Consider the following 12713-nt stretch of genomic DNA (forward strand, 5'->3'; position numbering starts at 1 on the left):
GCTTATTTGCTATGGGTTTATATTAGCATAAAAGCTATTTACGGTCAATCATTAGCTTACAAATTAGCTTATTTTTCTTAATTTATTTTTAGGAGGTTGTAGAGATGCCAGAAACACAAGCTTTGAGAAGTAAGATTTTAAATCATTTAGAAGAACACACTATTCCGCAAAGACACTTAGCTATGTTGATAGACGAAAATCCTCAATATTTAAGCGAAGTTTTAAACGGAAAAAAAACAGGTCCAAAAGCAAATGTAATGTTACTGACAATAGTTAAAGTCTTGGGGGTCAAATAAGGAGGTTTTGTACCGTGGCAACTAAAACAAAAAAGAAAGAAATAAATTTTATCATAACGGACTATGACAAAAACGGAAACGTTATTAAGGATTTATCAAAAGTGGTTGTTCCGCTTGAAATGCAGCTAGAACTATTGAAAGAATTAAATAATTTGAGGAGAAGGAGATGATCACATGTCCCTAGAAACAATCAAAAAGTTAATCTGGTCCTCGAATATGTTCTTCTTTGGGAGCAAGAGGATAGACAAGAATAGTTTCTACTGGTTTTACGGATTCATCACCGCTTGCTTCATGATGTTAGTTTTGTTGGTTGATGTGTGGGTTATATGAGAGGAGAAAAATATGTATCCAACTAGACGCTTTGTTATAAAAATAGGAGGTTCTTTTGTAACCGAAATAGAAGTGATTGGTTTCACTAGAAAAGGTAATGAATTTATAGGCACATACAAACACAAAGTTAGCCAAAACACAGCTAAAATATTTAAAGCTAACGGTGAATCAACTTATTCTGAAGTTAAAAGTATAGCAGATGGAGTTAACGGCGTACTAATAGAACTGTAAAGGAGGAAAAAATAATGAGTGTAAAACATATTAGTTCAGAAGACGTAGCGATGGTTATTGAAGGAATTTTATATGGTGATGATTCAGGATTCGAAAGCGTGTTAGAAAATGGATTCAACGAACTTGAAGCATTTGCAGAAAAGATGAGAGAAGCTAACAAAACATATACAATAGCTACTTTTGATAATTAGGAGGTTCACAAGTGTTTTATGTAATTAGTAAAGATTTACCCACAGTCGCCATGTTCGTTCAGATAAGCCGAGCATATGCGTTCAGAAAGACGTTACTAGACAAAGGTTTAGTAGCAATCGTGATACAGACTGACAAGGAGGAATAAACGATGACAATTGGAGAATTAAAAGAGCTTTTAAAAGACAGTGAAGATATAGACGTGGTACTTGTGGAAATTGGTGGTAGTAGATTGACCGGAGGAGATATTCGTGTTGTGGATGGCGCTGAAAAAATAACTGAAAAAGGATTTGCTATATTTTGTAATTCTGTTGAACCTACAGAAGAAGAAATAGAAGATTGGAAATTTATCCATAAATCTTTAGTTATCAAGGAGGAAAACAATTGACATACAAACTAAACGGAATCAATTATACAGAAATGTTGGTGACGGATGAAGAGTTGGCGGTGGTTAGGGCGATGAGAGAAAAGGATGCAAAAATAAACGTATTCGTAAATCGTAAGAACGAAAAAGAAGCTGTGGAATATGCGAATAGTTTTCCTAAAGTAGATGAAGCACTATCTGTAGCCGGCAGTGATTTCTTTTATAGCTCTAATGTAAAAACGGGTGTTTTTGCTAATTACGAAAAAAAAGACTAAAAGGATCCCACTCCAATTAGTCCGATACGTTAATAAGTTACCCATAGTTTACCACATGAAAGGCGGTAAATAAATATGTTTGAAGAATTACCACGATTTTTATTAGATCCACCAGAAGACAGACCCATCGCATTTGATTGGAATCAATCAGAAATTTATCCAGGTGATGAAGTTTATACAATCATGGAAGAAACCGGAAAAGTAGTCCTAGTGTTAAAAGAGGACTTGGAAAATTATATTGAAAATCAATTTGGGGAAGCGGAGGTTATGCAGTAATGAATTTATACAAACTAACACAAAACTATCAAAATGTACTAGAAATTGCTGAACAATTAGATGCTGAAACGTTAAAAGACACACTAGATTCAATTGACGAAGCTATTAATGACAAAGTTGAAAACACTGCTTACGTGATTAAACAATTAGGTGCAAATGTAGATGCTTATGCAAGTGAAATTAAACGGATGCAAGCTGCTAAGTCAGCGATGGAAAACAATGCTAAAAACTTAAAACTTTACATCCAAGAGTCAATGGAAAAAGTTGGATTGGACAAGGTGCAAGGCAAATTAATCAAAGTGGCCATCCAGAAAAACCAGCCAAGTGTAGTGGTAACTGATGAAAAGAAACTATCTAAGTATTTCATTGAACAGCCGCCACAATTGAATAAAACGATCCTTAAAGAAGATTTGAATAATGGCGTAAAAGTAGACGGTGCTGAGTTACAAAGCACTAGAAGTATTCGGATTAGATAAGGGAGGTGAGAAAGATTGGAAGTAATGAAAGCAACCGATATTAAAAAATATCAAAATTGGTCATGCATTATTTATTCCGAACCAGGCATAGGTAAAACAACCATGATTAAATCATTAACTGGTAAAACGATTGTGTTTTCTATCGATGGCATGTATCAAGTTCTTCACAATTTGGAGAACGTTGACATCATAACAATGGACGCACAAGAACCAAATAAAGAATTAGGTAACTTTTACCGCTTTGTTGTAAAGAACAAAGACGAGTATGACAACATCGTAATCGATAACTTATCAACGTTCCAAAAGTTCTGGTTAAATGCACAAGCAACATTATCCAAAAGCGGCATGCCAGAAATAAAAGATTATGGAGTAATCGATAGAGTGCTACTTGATTTCATCGCAAGCTTCAAAAAACTTAAAAAAAATCTATTGTTTTTTGCACACGAAAAGAAAGTTGAAATCACGCGAGAAAGTGGCGGAGTATATACCCAATTTCAACCAGATATTCGCAACCTTGACGCAATTATGGGAATTGTTCCTATTGTGGGGCGCATGGTCATTATGAAAGAACCAGAAACACAAAAAAGAAAAAGAGTCATCGTACTCCAGCCTACTCAATCGACTAGGGCTAAAGATCAACTTATTGGAAACCTACAAACGATTGATCAATTAGAATTGTTACCAACTTTACAAAAAAACTAAACTAAAAGGGGATTATTAAAATGGGATTATTAGACACATTGAAACAAGTAAAACAAGAAGGATTTAACGCAGAAACGGACTCAATCGCAACAAATTCAAAACTAGCAGCGGGTAAATATCCAGTTCGCTTCAAATCTTCGCAAGTGAGCGTGGATAAAGCAAGCCGAACACAATTAGGAATTGCTTTGGAAGTTGTATCAGGAAAAGATAAAGGGCGTATGGAATTCATTTATTTAAGTTTCGATGAAGGTTTGCCAGAGTTTGTTTTAAACAAAAATGGACGTACTCTTTTAAAACTAGCCAGCATGTTGGACATTGAATTTACAAATAAAGACTTAGCTGATGAAGTAGCGACAAACGAAGCATTATCGAAAGGTATCGGAAAACAGTTTGAAATGGATTTAACTATCGCAGCTAACAAAAAGAATCCTGATTTTCCTTACAGAAATTATGATTTTAAACAATTAATTTCAGAACTAGATGATTCAATTGATGAAGATGAACTAGATTTACCGTTCTAAAGGAGTTATTAAAGTGAAAAGTGAAACAGAAATGAAAATGATTAAAAGGAAACGCTCGAAAGAAGTCACTGTTAGAAATAAATTTACAGGTGAAGAAAAAGTCTTCAACACCGTGGGAGAAGCTAGTGAGTTTTTAGGATGTTCCAGAGTTCATTTATCCGGAATAATTTCAGGGAAAAGAAAAAACAGAACGGAATACATCTTCTCGACAGATTAAAAAACAGGTTACAAAACATGGTTACAGAAAATAAGACTTGTAACTTTTTCAATAGCACCAAGGGTTTGCGAGGTTACAAAAAAGTTATGTCGAGCAATAAATAACCAAAAAAATAAAAAAAGTTACAAAATGTTTGTAAAAATAACCTCGGCATAACCATTCTTGTAACCTACGTAACCGTTGGTATTAAAGAGTTTCTAAGCAAAAGTTACAAAGTTACACCTAGTAAACTAAATTATTAATATATATAAGAAAAAAAGACGTTACCCTCTTTTTTGTAACTTTCACAAAATTTTGAGGGCAACATCTTTTAAATTGGGTGTTCTGTTGAATTGAATATAACACATAGAAAGGCAGGATGCAAGTGGGAGAAATAGTTTTTGACAAATCAAGAAAAAATCTAAAAAAAATATATGATCGCATCCGTTCCAAAAGTTTAGCAAAGCATGTTGGAAAAGAAGAAGTGCTATTTCTGGCCATGGGCGGCTATAACCGAACTTATGAATTAATGCGCGAATTAGGTTTAGAAAAAGATGATATCGCTACATTTTCAAACTTAAACCTAACACAAAATTTCTTAATGGAAACACACGAAAAAAAACTGATCCTTATTCAAAAAATAAACTATACAACCAGCATAAACAAAAATACGTCTTTTACTTTAAAGAAACTAGATTTGAACGTAGCGGATGGTTTTGAAGAAAGTATGCTTATTTATAAAAATGCTGAAAGAACACTTGGGCAAAAAATAACTAATCGCCTAACTTGGCAGAAGCCAGCTATTGTTATATTGGACGACCCTTCTCTTAACCTTCAATACGAAGGGCATAGGTTTCGTTATCAAAATGAAATAGGTTTCGTCCAAACTCGTAACCCGAACGCAGACCCCAAATTAATAGTAGCTGAAATAGAACAAGTTGAAGCTGCTGATCGTATGATGTTTGCTTTGTACCAACAAAACGTATCAACAGAAACAGAAATGGTAGAAGCTTTGGCACGTTTGAGTGGTTCAGTTCAAATAAAAATCGAAACAAACTGGTATATGAAGCCTACACAATACAAACAAGTTGTCGGTTCGCAAGACCTCGCAACTACCTTAAAAGAAACGACAGAAATCGGCATTTATCAATTAAACAAAAACAAAAAGATAGGTAAAGAAAACGCGCGATGGATTGTAATACCTGAATCTGCATTCTTCTTTAATGGATTCAATTACATGGATGAAGAAGATTTATTTGCAGAAGAACTAAAAAATGAAGAAGATGCAGAGTCTAAACATGAGAAAGAACAAGAACTCCTACTACAAGACGTTTTATCAACAACTATGCCATTCAACATCCAAACTGGTTACGTTACAAGCCAAATGAACAACAGTCCTTCTGAGAGCCTTAAATCGTTCTTGGCAGACGTTGACGAAATAGAAGAACAAAAGGTACATGGAGTAGAACTTCTTTTAGGAGCAACAACCGAAGAAGAATACAAACACATAAAAAAACACAACCTTGCTTATTTCTTAGATGGTTCTTATCGAAACGATGACCGAAAAGACTCCAATTATCAAGGTGGTAAAAGACTTATTTCAATAGATGTGGATGATGGCGAATATACAAGGGAAGAAATCGAGAAGAAACTAGAACTACAAGACTTCTTTGGAATCATTTACCCAACAGCTAAATATTACTTTGACAATTCTAAAAGATGGAGAATCATCCTTATTGCAGATACAGAAATGTCTAAAGAAGATTACAAAAACACAGTTGAAGGTGTAGCAGCACTTTTGGATTTAGAAATAGACAATGCTAGCAAAAAGCTTTCTCAATTAATGGGTTATCCACTAGTTCAATCCCACGTATCAACTGTAATTGGTGGTTTTGTAAATGTTTCTCAATTTGCTAAAGAAAAACCATTGGCTCAAAAATATGCAAATGTGTATGACATTAAGCCGAAAAGCAATAAATCACTAATGGATTTCAATCATGATCAAGCTAGAATCGTACACGAAATAATGAATGGTGGTTTACGAGAAGGTGAGCGTAACGAAAAATATCGTCAAGCTTACATGTTCTTACGTGACACACTAAGTAATCCAGAATTAGAACAATGGCATACAGAAGCTTCCGAACTAATCAATGCAACTCGTTCGCAGGCATCGGCAGACGGACTACCTGAAAAAGAAGTGGAGGCGATTTACCGATGAAACCTTTTACGCAATCTTTAGAATCAAATATCAAACAAACATTTACCTATTCTCATGCAAAAAACAAGTACAACTATGAAGGCCGGGCAGAGGGATACGATTCTCTGTCTTTCTTCAAAAGAATGTTAGTGCAAAAAAATCCTTTTCAAATACTGATGGATTTGGATCGAGTAGCTTTTAAACGCGCTAAACAAATCATTTTAACTCACGAAATACCTTATACACCAAAACAAGAAGAACAAGCTCGCATTTATCATGAAGTAACTGAACGTATGCAAAAGGATAGAAGTGATATCGTACCGATGTATCAAGAAAATTTAGAAGGAACAGGCGTAGTTATTTACAAAGAACCCTTCTTTTTAACAACAGTCGAAACAATCAAGCTTCATGACATCATCAACCATATGCCGAAGTCACAAAAGACGCATAACGTCGTATATGAACATCGTTTATCTAAACAAATATCGTCGTCAAAAGAACAACTTAACGCCTTGCAGAAATGTTTATCAAATCAAACATCTGTATTAATTGGTGGAGCAGGAACAGGAAAAAGTTTTGTAACAGCCGAAATTATTAAGCAACTACAAGCGAACGGAAAAAATGTTTCTGTACTTGCACCAACTCACAAAGCGAAAGAAGCACTACAAGATAAGATAGGCACGACTTCAACCGTCCGTACTATTCATTCATTCGTACACAAGCCAAATGATTGCGATGCAATTGTGATAGATGAAAGCGGCATGTTGTCAACACCACTACTTTTAAAACTGCTGAACCATCACACGACTGAACAATTGATATTCGTTGGTGATAAAAACCAACTGCCGCCAATCGAATATGGCAGACCTTTTGAACGTATTCAAAAACTGTTCCCAACAAGTGAATTAAAAGAAAATAAACGATCAGAATCAGCTGACATTATCGCATTAGGCCGTGAAATACTAGGTATTCCTCAAAACGCAAACATGAGAATGCCAAACATTGCTTTAGTTTCTTCAATATCTGAAGCACATGCACAAGGTGCGGAAGTTGTGCTTTCGTTCATGAATAACACTGTTAAACAAATAAATGAAGAACGAAAAATAAAGAATGGTATTCAAACACTTTCTCCATTATTTTCAGTCGGCGATAAAATCATCGCAACAACAAACGAAGCTGGACGATTCTACAATGGTCAACTATTTAAAATTACACATCCAAATCGTGCAGTCAATCAAAAAACAAACGTGCCTATCATATTCCGTTCCAGAAAAGACTTGGAACACAACTTTTCACTTGCTTACGGTCTAACCATCCACAAATCACAAGGAAGTGAATGGGACGTAGTAGCTTATCAACCAAGTTCTTATGACACACAGAATTTAGCTTATGTTGCTGTAACTCGTGCTAAAAAACGTCTTATCATCATTGGAAATGACATAAAGAACGAGTACAAAAAAGACAAAGATTGGAGCCAACTCGTTTGAAACTTATCGCATTTGACCAATCCACCACTGCAACTGGTTGGTGTCTAATGGATCAAGAAACGTCAACCATTTTAGAACATGGTGTAATCACTCCAGAAGGTTCGACGAATGAACGTATTCGCAAAATAATTAAGAAGTGTATGTACTTATGCGACTTTCACCAAGTGACGTTTGTTTTCATCGAAGGCATCCAAGTTCAGAAAAATCCTAAAGTATACGAAATACTAGCAAAACTTCAAGGTACGCTAGAAATATGTTTAGAAGAAAGAAACTACATTGTCAACGTGGTCAAATCATCTGAATGGCGTAAACGTGTAGGAATCAAATCAAAAAAACGCATAGAACTAAAAGCAGAAGCCATTCAAATGGTTAGCGAACTTTATAACATAAATCCTACAGAAGATGAATGTGAAGCCATCCTTTTTGCTAGAGCTTACTCAGAACAACTGGAGGTATCCAAATGACACGCGTAAAAGTCAAGCTAACCGAAGATTACGAAACTACGATCATGAAGCTTATCACGACACAGTTGAATCTGGCTGACATGATTGAACCAGAAAAGAAGAAGGAAGTTTTGAAAGAATTAGGGTATTTAGGGATAACGGTAGTGGATAAGGGGGATAAGTAGAGATGGGTAAAATTAAAATGGAATTATACAGAGATCACTTTCAAAATTATAAAAGGTACAACATACCAAAAGCACAATTGGTAATCGCAGATATACCGTATAACTTAGGGAACAATGCATATGCTTCAAGCAATCAATGGTACGTAGGTGGAGACAATAAAAACGGAGAAAGTAAGTTAGCAAACACTTCTTTTTTTAAAACGGACGAAAATTTCAACCTTGCTGAATACATGCACTTTTGTAGCAAATTATTAAAAAAAGAACCTAAAGAAAAGAATCAAGCTCCTGCCATGATTGTATTTTGCTCTTACCAACAAATGCCAATAGTTGAAGAATACGGACGAAAGTACGGATTTAAAAATTCATATCCTTTGTTCTTTATAAAAAACACAAGTTCTCAAGTGTTGAAATCGAACATGAAAATTGTTGGAGCAACTGAGCATGCTGTAGTGCTTTACCGCGATAAGTTACCCAAGTTCAGGAACGGAAAAACAGAAGATGTGAAAGGCAAAATGATTAAAAACTGGTTTGAGTGGAAGCGTGACAGTAAAAAAGAATATCCAAGAGTACATCCAACACAAAAACCAGTAAATGTTATTAAACAATTGATAGAAATATTTACAGATGAAGGTGATGTAGTCATTGATCCTTGTGCTGGAAGTGGTTCAACATTAAGAGCGGCTTATGAATTAGACAGAAATAGTTTTGGCTTCGAAATCGAAAAAGAATTTTATGAAAAATCAAAAGAGACCATGTTGAACGTTGAGCATATTGTTAAAAACGAACAATTAGAAATGAGTATTTAAAAATTGAATCGGAGGAAAACAAATGAAGAAACTACTAAAAGCAACACTTATCACATTAATCGCAGTATTCGCATTACTTGGAGCAAGCGTGACAGCTCTAGCTACAAGTTAAAGGAAACGTCTTCCAACGAAGCAAACAAGCTTAAACAGGCTGAAATTGATATGTCAGACGTAGACCAGAAATCTAAAGATGTGCTGAATAAATTGAGATAGGAGGAAAAACAATGAAAGTTTATATCGTTGCCTATACAGACGGAGTTGTCATGTTTCCTGCACACAATAAATTTTACAGAAGCAAAGATGCCGCGAAAAAGAAATGCAATCAAATGAATGAAGGTCGAAAAGCAAATAATCAAGTTTCAGTATTTTGTGCAGATAACTGGCATAAAGAATAGACGGATTGCTATTGAATTGGAGGAAGAATAGATGAGCGAAAAAGTTTATCGAGTTTATTGCGGCATTGATGTAATGGTAAATGAATGGCTTTGGGAAAATCGAGATGTTGAAATAGTGGACATTAAAATAACAGGCACTCGGGGTGAAGAACTGGTTATGGTCGTTTACAAAATTTAATTGGAGGAAGAGAAATGAGTAAAGAAAAGAAATATCATGTAATTTTGCCAAATGTTAAGAATTGTTATTTGGCTAAGTCCATTGAATCGAAATTTTCAGACGAGTTTTATAATTTTTTAGACCATATTCCAGTTATGCCAGAACGATGGACGAATAAATGGGGTATGGGTTGGCAAGTTGAATTTACAGAACAAGAAATAAAAGCAGTCGATTCACGATACTTTCAGTTTGCGGAAGAGGTGCCAAATGAATGAACGTTACCACTTCTACCGTTGCACAGACCCAAAAAACGCTCCACCATATTCTTTCATAGATTACGCTAACGGTTTAGTTGGCTATCCAAACAAACTAGCACAGGCGGTATCGAATTATGCAGGAGCCTACTATCTAGGATTCATGACAGAGAAAGAAGTATTGAATCGTCCGAAAAGTGGTAGACGACCAGCGAAATTGAATAAAAAGAAAACGAGTAAGTATTAGGGGCTGAGAAGATATGGGGAACGATTGGAGATATTTAGATGAAAACTCTCCTTCAAAAATTAGCGAAGGAGATCTGTTTCAAGTGCTTTGGAATGGAACTGTAATGATTGCTAAACTCGTATTTGATAACAACGGAAGAGACTGTTATTTCGAAAACAAGTATGGAAACAGCATAGTGGGGCATGTTAAATATCGCGAGGATAACGACTAAGGAGGAAAAATCATGAATGTAGGAGAATTAAGAGAATTAATTAAAGATGTTCCAGACAATGAAATAGTATGTTTAGAATTAAATGACAATTGGATAGAACCGGCTAGCAAAACTTGGGTAAATGGTATGTGTGGATTTGTAATATCTTGCGAATCAGACGAAGAGGAGGAATAACCATGTACGAATACACAATGAAGTTAACGTTAGCTGATAAAAAGCAACGAATCATATCCATTATTGCTGACAATGAAAAAGAAGCAATGAAATTGGCTAATGTTACTAAAACAGAAATCTTGTGGGAAAGTAAGGTGAGATTATGAAACTATCAACCGAATTTTACGACCAATTAAACGCAATCAAAAACTTCAACCAATTAGATTACAACGATCCACAAGTGGTGGCTATCAGATTGCGTGCAGACCATGAGTTAACTGCTATGGATCAAAAAGGTGAATACACTAGCTTAAAAAAATCTCCACGCCAAAAAAGACCAAATTCTATTTACGACTTATATGAGAATGGTAAAGTAATAGCTACTGGTACTGCGAATGAGATAGCAGAACAAACGGGAATTAAAAAGAATACAATTGTTAAATTTGGAACGCCTAAGTACGTTCAAGGGATAGATAAGAAGGTAAATAAATACGCTGAGAAAGTTGGTAAGAAATGAGTAAAGAAACCGTATCGAATCTATTAACTTATATTTTATTTCTTGTCCTAGTAATCGGATTCGCGTTTATGCTGATAGAAAATACACGCCTAACAGTCGTTAACCATCGACTTGAATCAGAGCTAGTAGACAGCCAGAATTTAGCGAATGGGTATGAGTGGCAGTTAGAGCAGATTAATAGCAGTAATGGATGGGGTGGGGACGAATGAAACTAACAGAACAGCAATTCCTGAAAGACGTTAAATCGTACGCAAAAGTAAAACAGCATGAACAACAAACAGCAATCGACCATCTTAAACCGATCCCGACGATTGAATTTGCGAAAGGTAATAAGAAGGCGTGGATGGAAATCGAGTTTTTATTAGGCAGACGATTAGAAGAAGTGGAGGGTATGGAATGAATGACATTATCAACAAACCAGACCACTATCATTCAAATGGCATAGACGTTATAGGATTTGCAGAAGCTCAGTTCAGCGATGATGAATTGAAAGGGTTCTACCGGATTAATGCGATTAAGTATTTAACGAGGTATGACAAAAAAGGGACGCCAGAAGATGATTTGCAAAAAGCTGATTTTTATTTGAGAAAACTAACCGAATTAAATAGGAGCTGATAGCGTGGAAGAAGAATACGATTTGACAAAAGTAGAACATCCAGAATTAATTGATTTCATGAACGACTTGCTGAAAGTGAATGAGCGGATAAAAGTCAACGAAACGGACAAGGAAATAGAAACGCATTATGCAGGAACTAATCCATTAGACTAGGAGGAACGCATTTGAGAAAAGGAACCTATTCATTCATCGAACAAACCTTACTTGATTACAATGAAATAGATAAACACATAAAGAATCGTGTTGAAGAGATTACTTATCCAGTTAGTATTCCAGATGATAACATTGGTGGTTCTTCTGCAGGTACTATCTCTAATCCTACTGAAAGGCTCGCTGTAACGATTATTGACGATATGCTGATAAGTAACTTGAACCGTACAAAGAATGTAGTGGATGAAGTGTTAGAAGGATTAGAACCAGATGCAAGAAAGGTTATCTATCTTTACTACATTGATAGTCCTAGAAAGTATACATGGACTGGTGTAGCTTTAGAATCCAACTTCTCGGAAAGTTATTGCAGAAAGATTCGAAACGTCGTGTTCGAGAAGATAGCTAAGAAGTTAGGTATGCCAATATAGAGTGCGGATATAGGGACGTTTCGACACTTAAATAACTGGTATATTTGTATTATCAAGAGAGCGTAGGAAATCACATTATTGTATTTAATTATTCGGTACGACTCTCTTGAGTAAGTAGGATAAATGGCTATGAGATTCAAACATTGCGGTTCGATTCCGCATTATCCTATTATGGATTGCGGAAACAGTCTGTATATGTCGCTTATTATTTAAAGCACTTCACTCCGGTGGGTGCTTTTTTATATACCCTACCACCTAAAAGGAAGTGACCCCATGGTAAGAGCAGACAGGCAAGGAGCACACAGGGTTGCGTTTGATAAGAACAGAAAGATAATCATCAAGACTCAATCAACCTGTGGTATCTGTGGCAAGCCAGTAGATATCAATCTTAAACCGCCACATCCTTTGGCTCCAACGATTGATCACATCGTACCAGTGGCTAAAGGCGGTCATCCAAGTGCGATAGATAACTTACAACTAACTCACGCGACTTGCAACAGACAGAAGTCAGACAAACTATTTAATAATAAAGAAAAAAAAGAACCAAAAATAATAGGCAATAGAAATCTGCCACAGAGTTGTGACTGGACTTTATACAAGTCATAGGTAAC

The 12713-nt window shown here is 35.6% G+C and carries 30 protein-coding genes; all 30 read left to right on the forward strand.

The features are described from left to right. Window positions 1-104 precede the first annotated feature (104 nt). The 30 genes from BLT48_RS13090 (at window position 105) to BLT48_RS13195 (ending at window position 12708) form a co-directional block, all read left to right on the forward strand. Window positions 105-296, forward strand: coding sequence for a hypothetical protein (locus tag BLT48_RS13090; RefSeq protein ID WP_089978514.1), 192 nt, complete (start codon window positions 105-107; stop codon window positions 294-296). A gap of 14 nt (window positions 297-310) precedes the next feature. After that, window positions 311-466 carry a hypothetical protein gene (locus BLT48_RS13940; RefSeq protein ID WP_176944133.1) on the forward strand — a complete coding sequence of 52 codons (156 nt, stop codon included), beginning with the start codon at window positions 311-313 and terminating at the stop codon, window positions 464-466. Window positions 467-638: 172 nt separating this feature from the next. After that, complete coding sequence (locus BLT48_RS13095) at window positions 639-857, forward strand: hypothetical protein (protein ID WP_089978517.1); 219 nt, start codon at window positions 639-641, stop codon at window positions 855-857. Between the two features lie 14 nt (window positions 858-871). Further along, entirely contained in the window at window positions 872-1048 is a 177-nt protein-coding gene (locus BLT48_RS13945; RefSeq protein ID WP_176944134.1) for a hypothetical protein, read from the forward strand. Between the two features lie 149 nt (window positions 1049-1197). Continuing rightward, window positions 1198-1434: a hypothetical protein gene (locus tag BLT48_RS13100; protein ID WP_089978519.1), complete on the forward strand. Its 237-nt coding sequence runs from the start codon at window positions 1198-1200 to the stop codon at window positions 1432-1434. After that, on the forward strand, window positions 1431-1685 hold the full coding sequence (locus BLT48_RS13105) for an RNA-dependent RNA polymerase family protein (RefSeq protein WP_089978521.1): 255 nt from the start codon (window positions 1431-1433) through the stop codon (window positions 1683-1685). Before BLT48_RS13100 ends, BLT48_RS13105 begins: the two co-directional genes overlap by 4 nt. Before the next feature lie 75 nt (window positions 1686-1760). Continuing rightward, on the forward strand, window positions 1761-1961 hold the full coding sequence (locus BLT48_RS13110) for a hypothetical protein (RefSeq protein ID WP_089978522.1): 201 nt from the start codon (window positions 1761-1763) through the stop codon (window positions 1959-1961). Further along, window positions 1961-2437 (forward strand): siphovirus Gp157 family protein, encoded by a 477-nt coding sequence (locus BLT48_RS13115; protein WP_089978525.1) that lies wholly within the window; start codon window positions 1961-1963, stop codon window positions 2435-2437. Before BLT48_RS13110 ends, BLT48_RS13115 begins: the two co-directional genes overlap by 1 nt. A 24-nt stretch (window positions 2438-2461) precedes the next feature. Beyond that, window positions 2462-3139 carry an AAA family ATPase gene (locus BLT48_RS13120; protein ID WP_226776753.1) on the forward strand — a complete coding sequence of 226 codons (678 nt, stop codon included), beginning with the start codon at window positions 2462-2464 and terminating at the stop codon, window positions 3137-3139. Between the two features lie 20 nt (window positions 3140-3159). Continuing rightward, on the forward strand, window positions 3160-3660 hold the full coding sequence (locus BLT48_RS13125) for a hypothetical protein (RefSeq protein ID WP_089978529.1): 501 nt from the start codon (window positions 3160-3162) through the stop codon (window positions 3658-3660). Window positions 3661-3673: 13 nt separating this feature from the next. Next, entirely contained in the window at window positions 3674-3877 is a 204-nt protein-coding gene (locus BLT48_RS13130) for a hypothetical protein (RefSeq protein ID WP_089978530.1), read from the forward strand. Window positions 3878-4241: 364 nt separating this feature from the next. Further along, window positions 4242-6074: a hypothetical protein gene (locus BLT48_RS13135; RefSeq protein ID WP_143019117.1), complete on the forward strand. Its 1833-nt coding sequence runs from the start codon at window positions 4242-4244 to the stop codon at window positions 6072-6074. Continuing rightward, on the forward strand, window positions 6071-7540 hold the full coding sequence (locus tag BLT48_RS13140; RefSeq protein ID WP_089978535.1) for an ATP-dependent DNA helicase: 1470 nt from the start codon (window positions 6071-6073) through the stop codon (window positions 7538-7540). Before BLT48_RS13135 ends, BLT48_RS13140 begins: the two co-directional genes overlap by 4 nt. Beyond that, window positions 7537-8004, forward strand: coding sequence for a crossover junction endodeoxyribonuclease RuvC (locus BLT48_RS13145; protein WP_089978536.1), 468 nt, complete (start codon window positions 7537-7539; stop codon window positions 8002-8004). Before BLT48_RS13140 ends, BLT48_RS13145 begins: the two co-directional genes overlap by 4 nt. Continuing rightward, a complete protein-coding gene (locus BLT48_RS13950; RefSeq protein ID WP_176944135.1) occupies window positions 8001-8168 on the forward strand; it encodes a hypothetical protein in 168 nt (55 codons plus the stop codon). Before BLT48_RS13145 ends, BLT48_RS13950 begins: the two co-directional genes overlap by 4 nt. A 2-nt stretch (window positions 8169-8170) precedes the next feature. Further along, window positions 8171-8974: a DNA-methyltransferase gene (locus BLT48_RS13150; RefSeq protein WP_089978539.1), complete on the forward strand. Its 804-nt coding sequence runs from the start codon at window positions 8171-8173 to the stop codon at window positions 8972-8974. 224 nt (window positions 8975-9198) lie between these two features. Then, on the forward strand, window positions 9199-9369 hold the full coding sequence (locus BLT48_RS13955; RefSeq protein WP_176944136.1) for a hypothetical protein: 171 nt from the start codon (window positions 9199-9201) through the stop codon (window positions 9367-9369). A gap of 31 nt (window positions 9370-9400) precedes the next feature. Then, entirely contained in the window at window positions 9401-9547 is a 147-nt protein-coding gene (locus tag BLT48_RS13960; RefSeq protein ID WP_176944137.1) for a hypothetical protein, read from the forward strand. A gap of 14 nt (window positions 9548-9561) precedes the next feature. Then, a complete protein-coding gene (locus BLT48_RS13155; protein WP_089978540.1) occupies window positions 9562-9801 on the forward strand; it encodes a DUF1642 domain-containing protein in 240 nt (79 codons plus the stop codon). Beyond that, window positions 9794-10027: a hypothetical protein gene (locus tag BLT48_RS13160; RefSeq protein ID WP_089978542.1), complete on the forward strand. Its 234-nt coding sequence runs from the start codon at window positions 9794-9796 to the stop codon at window positions 10025-10027. The genes BLT48_RS13155 and BLT48_RS13160 overlap by 8 nt, the downstream gene beginning before the upstream one ends. A 13-nt stretch (window positions 10028-10040) precedes the next feature. Beyond that, on the forward strand, window positions 10041-10238 hold the full coding sequence (locus BLT48_RS13165; RefSeq protein ID WP_089978544.1) for a hypothetical protein: 198 nt from the start codon (window positions 10041-10043) through the stop codon (window positions 10236-10238). Window positions 10239-10250: 12 nt separating this feature from the next. Then, on the forward strand, window positions 10251-10412 hold the full coding sequence (locus BLT48_RS13965) for a hypothetical protein (RefSeq protein ID WP_176944138.1): 162 nt from the start codon (window positions 10251-10253) through the stop codon (window positions 10410-10412). A 2-nt stretch (window positions 10413-10414) separates the two neighbouring features. Then, window positions 10415-10558, forward strand: coding sequence for a hypothetical protein (locus tag BLT48_RS13970; protein WP_176944139.1), 144 nt, complete (start codon window positions 10415-10417; stop codon window positions 10556-10558). Then, window positions 10555-10908, forward strand: coding sequence for a DUF658 family protein (locus BLT48_RS13170; RefSeq protein WP_089978546.1), 354 nt, complete (start codon window positions 10555-10557; stop codon window positions 10906-10908). The genes BLT48_RS13970 and BLT48_RS13170 overlap by 4 nt, the downstream gene beginning before the upstream one ends. Further along, window positions 10905-11117 (forward strand): hypothetical protein, encoded by a 213-nt coding sequence (locus BLT48_RS13175; RefSeq protein WP_089978548.1) that lies wholly within the window; start codon window positions 10905-10907, stop codon window positions 11115-11117. The genes BLT48_RS13170 and BLT48_RS13175 overlap by 4 nt, the downstream gene beginning before the upstream one ends. Next, window positions 11114-11308, forward strand: coding sequence for a hypothetical protein (locus tag BLT48_RS13180; protein WP_089978550.1), 195 nt, complete (start codon window positions 11114-11116; stop codon window positions 11306-11308). The genes BLT48_RS13175 and BLT48_RS13180 overlap by 4 nt, the downstream gene beginning before the upstream one ends. Beyond that, window positions 11305-11523: a DUF3310 domain-containing protein gene (locus BLT48_RS13185; RefSeq protein ID WP_089978552.1), complete on the forward strand. Its 219-nt coding sequence runs from the start codon at window positions 11305-11307 to the stop codon at window positions 11521-11523. The genes BLT48_RS13180 and BLT48_RS13185 overlap by 4 nt, the downstream gene beginning before the upstream one ends. A gap of 4 nt (window positions 11524-11527) precedes the next feature. After that, window positions 11528-11677: a hypothetical protein gene (locus BLT48_RS13975; RefSeq protein WP_176944140.1), complete on the forward strand. Its 150-nt coding sequence runs from the start codon at window positions 11528-11530 to the stop codon at window positions 11675-11677. A gap of 11 nt (window positions 11678-11688) precedes the next feature. Beyond that, the gene (locus BLT48_RS13190; RefSeq protein ID WP_176944141.1) at window positions 11689-12102 is read left to right on the forward strand and encodes a DUF722 domain-containing protein; all 414 of its coding nucleotides are present in this window, start codon (window positions 11689-11691) and stop codon (window positions 12100-12102) included. Between the two features lie 273 nt (window positions 12103-12375). Next, the gene (locus BLT48_RS13195) at window positions 12376-12708 is read left to right on the forward strand and encodes an HNH endonuclease (protein WP_089978555.1); all 333 of its coding nucleotides are present in this window, start codon (window positions 12376-12378) and stop codon (window positions 12706-12708) included. Window positions 12709-12713 lie beyond the last annotated feature (5 nt).

The organism is Carnobacterium viridans (assembly GCF_900102725.1).
GTDB lineage: Bacteria > Bacillota > Bacilli > Lactobacillales > Carnobacteriaceae > Carnobacterium_B > Carnobacterium_B viridans.

Bases quoted from the DNA above. Each gene is read 5' to 3' on its own strand.
- BLT48_RS13195 (WP_089978555.1), top strand. From the start codon at position 12,376: ATGGTAAGAGCAGACAGGCAAGGAGCACACAGGGTTGCGTTTGATAAG.
- BLT48_RS13970 (WP_176944139.1), top strand. From the start codon at position 10,415: ATGTACGAATACACAATGAAGTTAACGTTAGCTGATAAAAAGCAACGA.
- BLT48_RS13120 (WP_226776753.1), top strand. From the start codon at position 2,462: ATGAAAGCAACCGATATTAAAAAATATCAAAATTGGTCATGCATTATT.
- BLT48_RS13180 (WP_089978550.1), top strand. From the start codon at position 11,114: ATGAAACTAACAGAACAGCAATTCCTGAAAGACGTTAAATCGTACGCA.
- BLT48_RS13100 (WP_089978519.1), top strand. From the start codon at position 1,198: ATGACAATTGGAGAATTAAAAGAGCTTTTAAAAGACAGTGAAGATATA.
- BLT48_RS13960 (WP_176944137.1), top strand. From the start codon at position 9,401: ATGAGCGAAAAAGTTTATCGAGTTTATTGCGGCATTGATGTAATGGTA.
- BLT48_RS13140 (WP_089978535.1), top strand. From the start codon at position 6,071: ATGAAACCTTTTACGCAATCTTTAGAATCAAATATCAAACAAACATTT.
- BLT48_RS13115 (WP_089978525.1), top strand. From the start codon at position 1,961: ATGAATTTATACAAACTAACACAAAACTATCAAAATGTACTAGAAATT.
- BLT48_RS13945 (WP_176944134.1), top strand. From the start codon at position 872: ATGAGTGTAAAACATATTAGTTCAGAAGACGTAGCGATGGTTATTGAA.
- BLT48_RS13165 (WP_089978544.1), top strand. From the start codon at position 10,041: ATGGGGAACGATTGGAGATATTTAGATGAAAACTCTCCTTCAAAAATT.
- BLT48_RS13160 (WP_089978542.1), top strand. From the start codon at position 9,794: ATGAATGAACGTTACCACTTCTACCGTTGCACAGACCCAAAAAACGCT.
- BLT48_RS13185 (WP_089978552.1), top strand. From the start codon at position 11,305: ATGAATGACATTATCAACAAACCAGACCACTATCATTCAAATGGCATA.
- BLT48_RS13965 (WP_176944138.1), top strand. From the start codon at position 10,251: ATGAATGTAGGAGAATTAAGAGAATTAATTAAAGATGTTCCAGACAAT.
- BLT48_RS13125 (WP_089978529.1), top strand. From the start codon at position 3,160: ATGGGATTATTAGACACATTGAAACAAGTAAAACAAGAAGGATTTAAC.
- BLT48_RS13090 (WP_089978514.1), top strand. From the start codon at position 105: ATGCCAGAAACACAAGCTTTGAGAAGTAAGATTTTAAATCATTTAGAA.
- BLT48_RS13110 (WP_089978522.1), top strand. From the start codon at position 1,761: ATGTTTGAAGAATTACCACGATTTTTATTAGATCCACCAGAAGACAGA.
- BLT48_RS13175 (WP_089978548.1), top strand. From the start codon at position 10,905: ATGAGTAAAGAAACCGTATCGAATCTATTAACTTATATTTTATTTCTT.
- BLT48_RS13095 (WP_089978517.1), top strand. From the start codon at position 639: ATGTATCCAACTAGACGCTTTGTTATAAAAATAGGAGGTTCTTTTGTA.
- BLT48_RS13170 (WP_089978546.1), top strand. From the start codon at position 10,555: ATGAAACTATCAACCGAATTTTACGACCAATTAAACGCAATCAAAAAC.
- BLT48_RS13155 (WP_089978540.1), top strand. From the start codon at position 9,562: ATGAGTAAAGAAAAGAAATATCATGTAATTTTGCCAAATGTTAAGAAT.
- BLT48_RS13955 (WP_176944136.1), top strand. From the start codon at position 9,199: ATGAAAGTTTATATCGTTGCCTATACAGACGGAGTTGTCATGTTTCCT.
- BLT48_RS13150 (WP_089978539.1), top strand. From the start codon at position 8,171: ATGGGTAAAATTAAAATGGAATTATACAGAGATCACTTTCAAAATTAT.
- BLT48_RS13950 (WP_176944135.1), top strand. From the start codon at position 8,001: ATGACACGCGTAAAAGTCAAGCTAACCGAAGATTACGAAACTACGATC.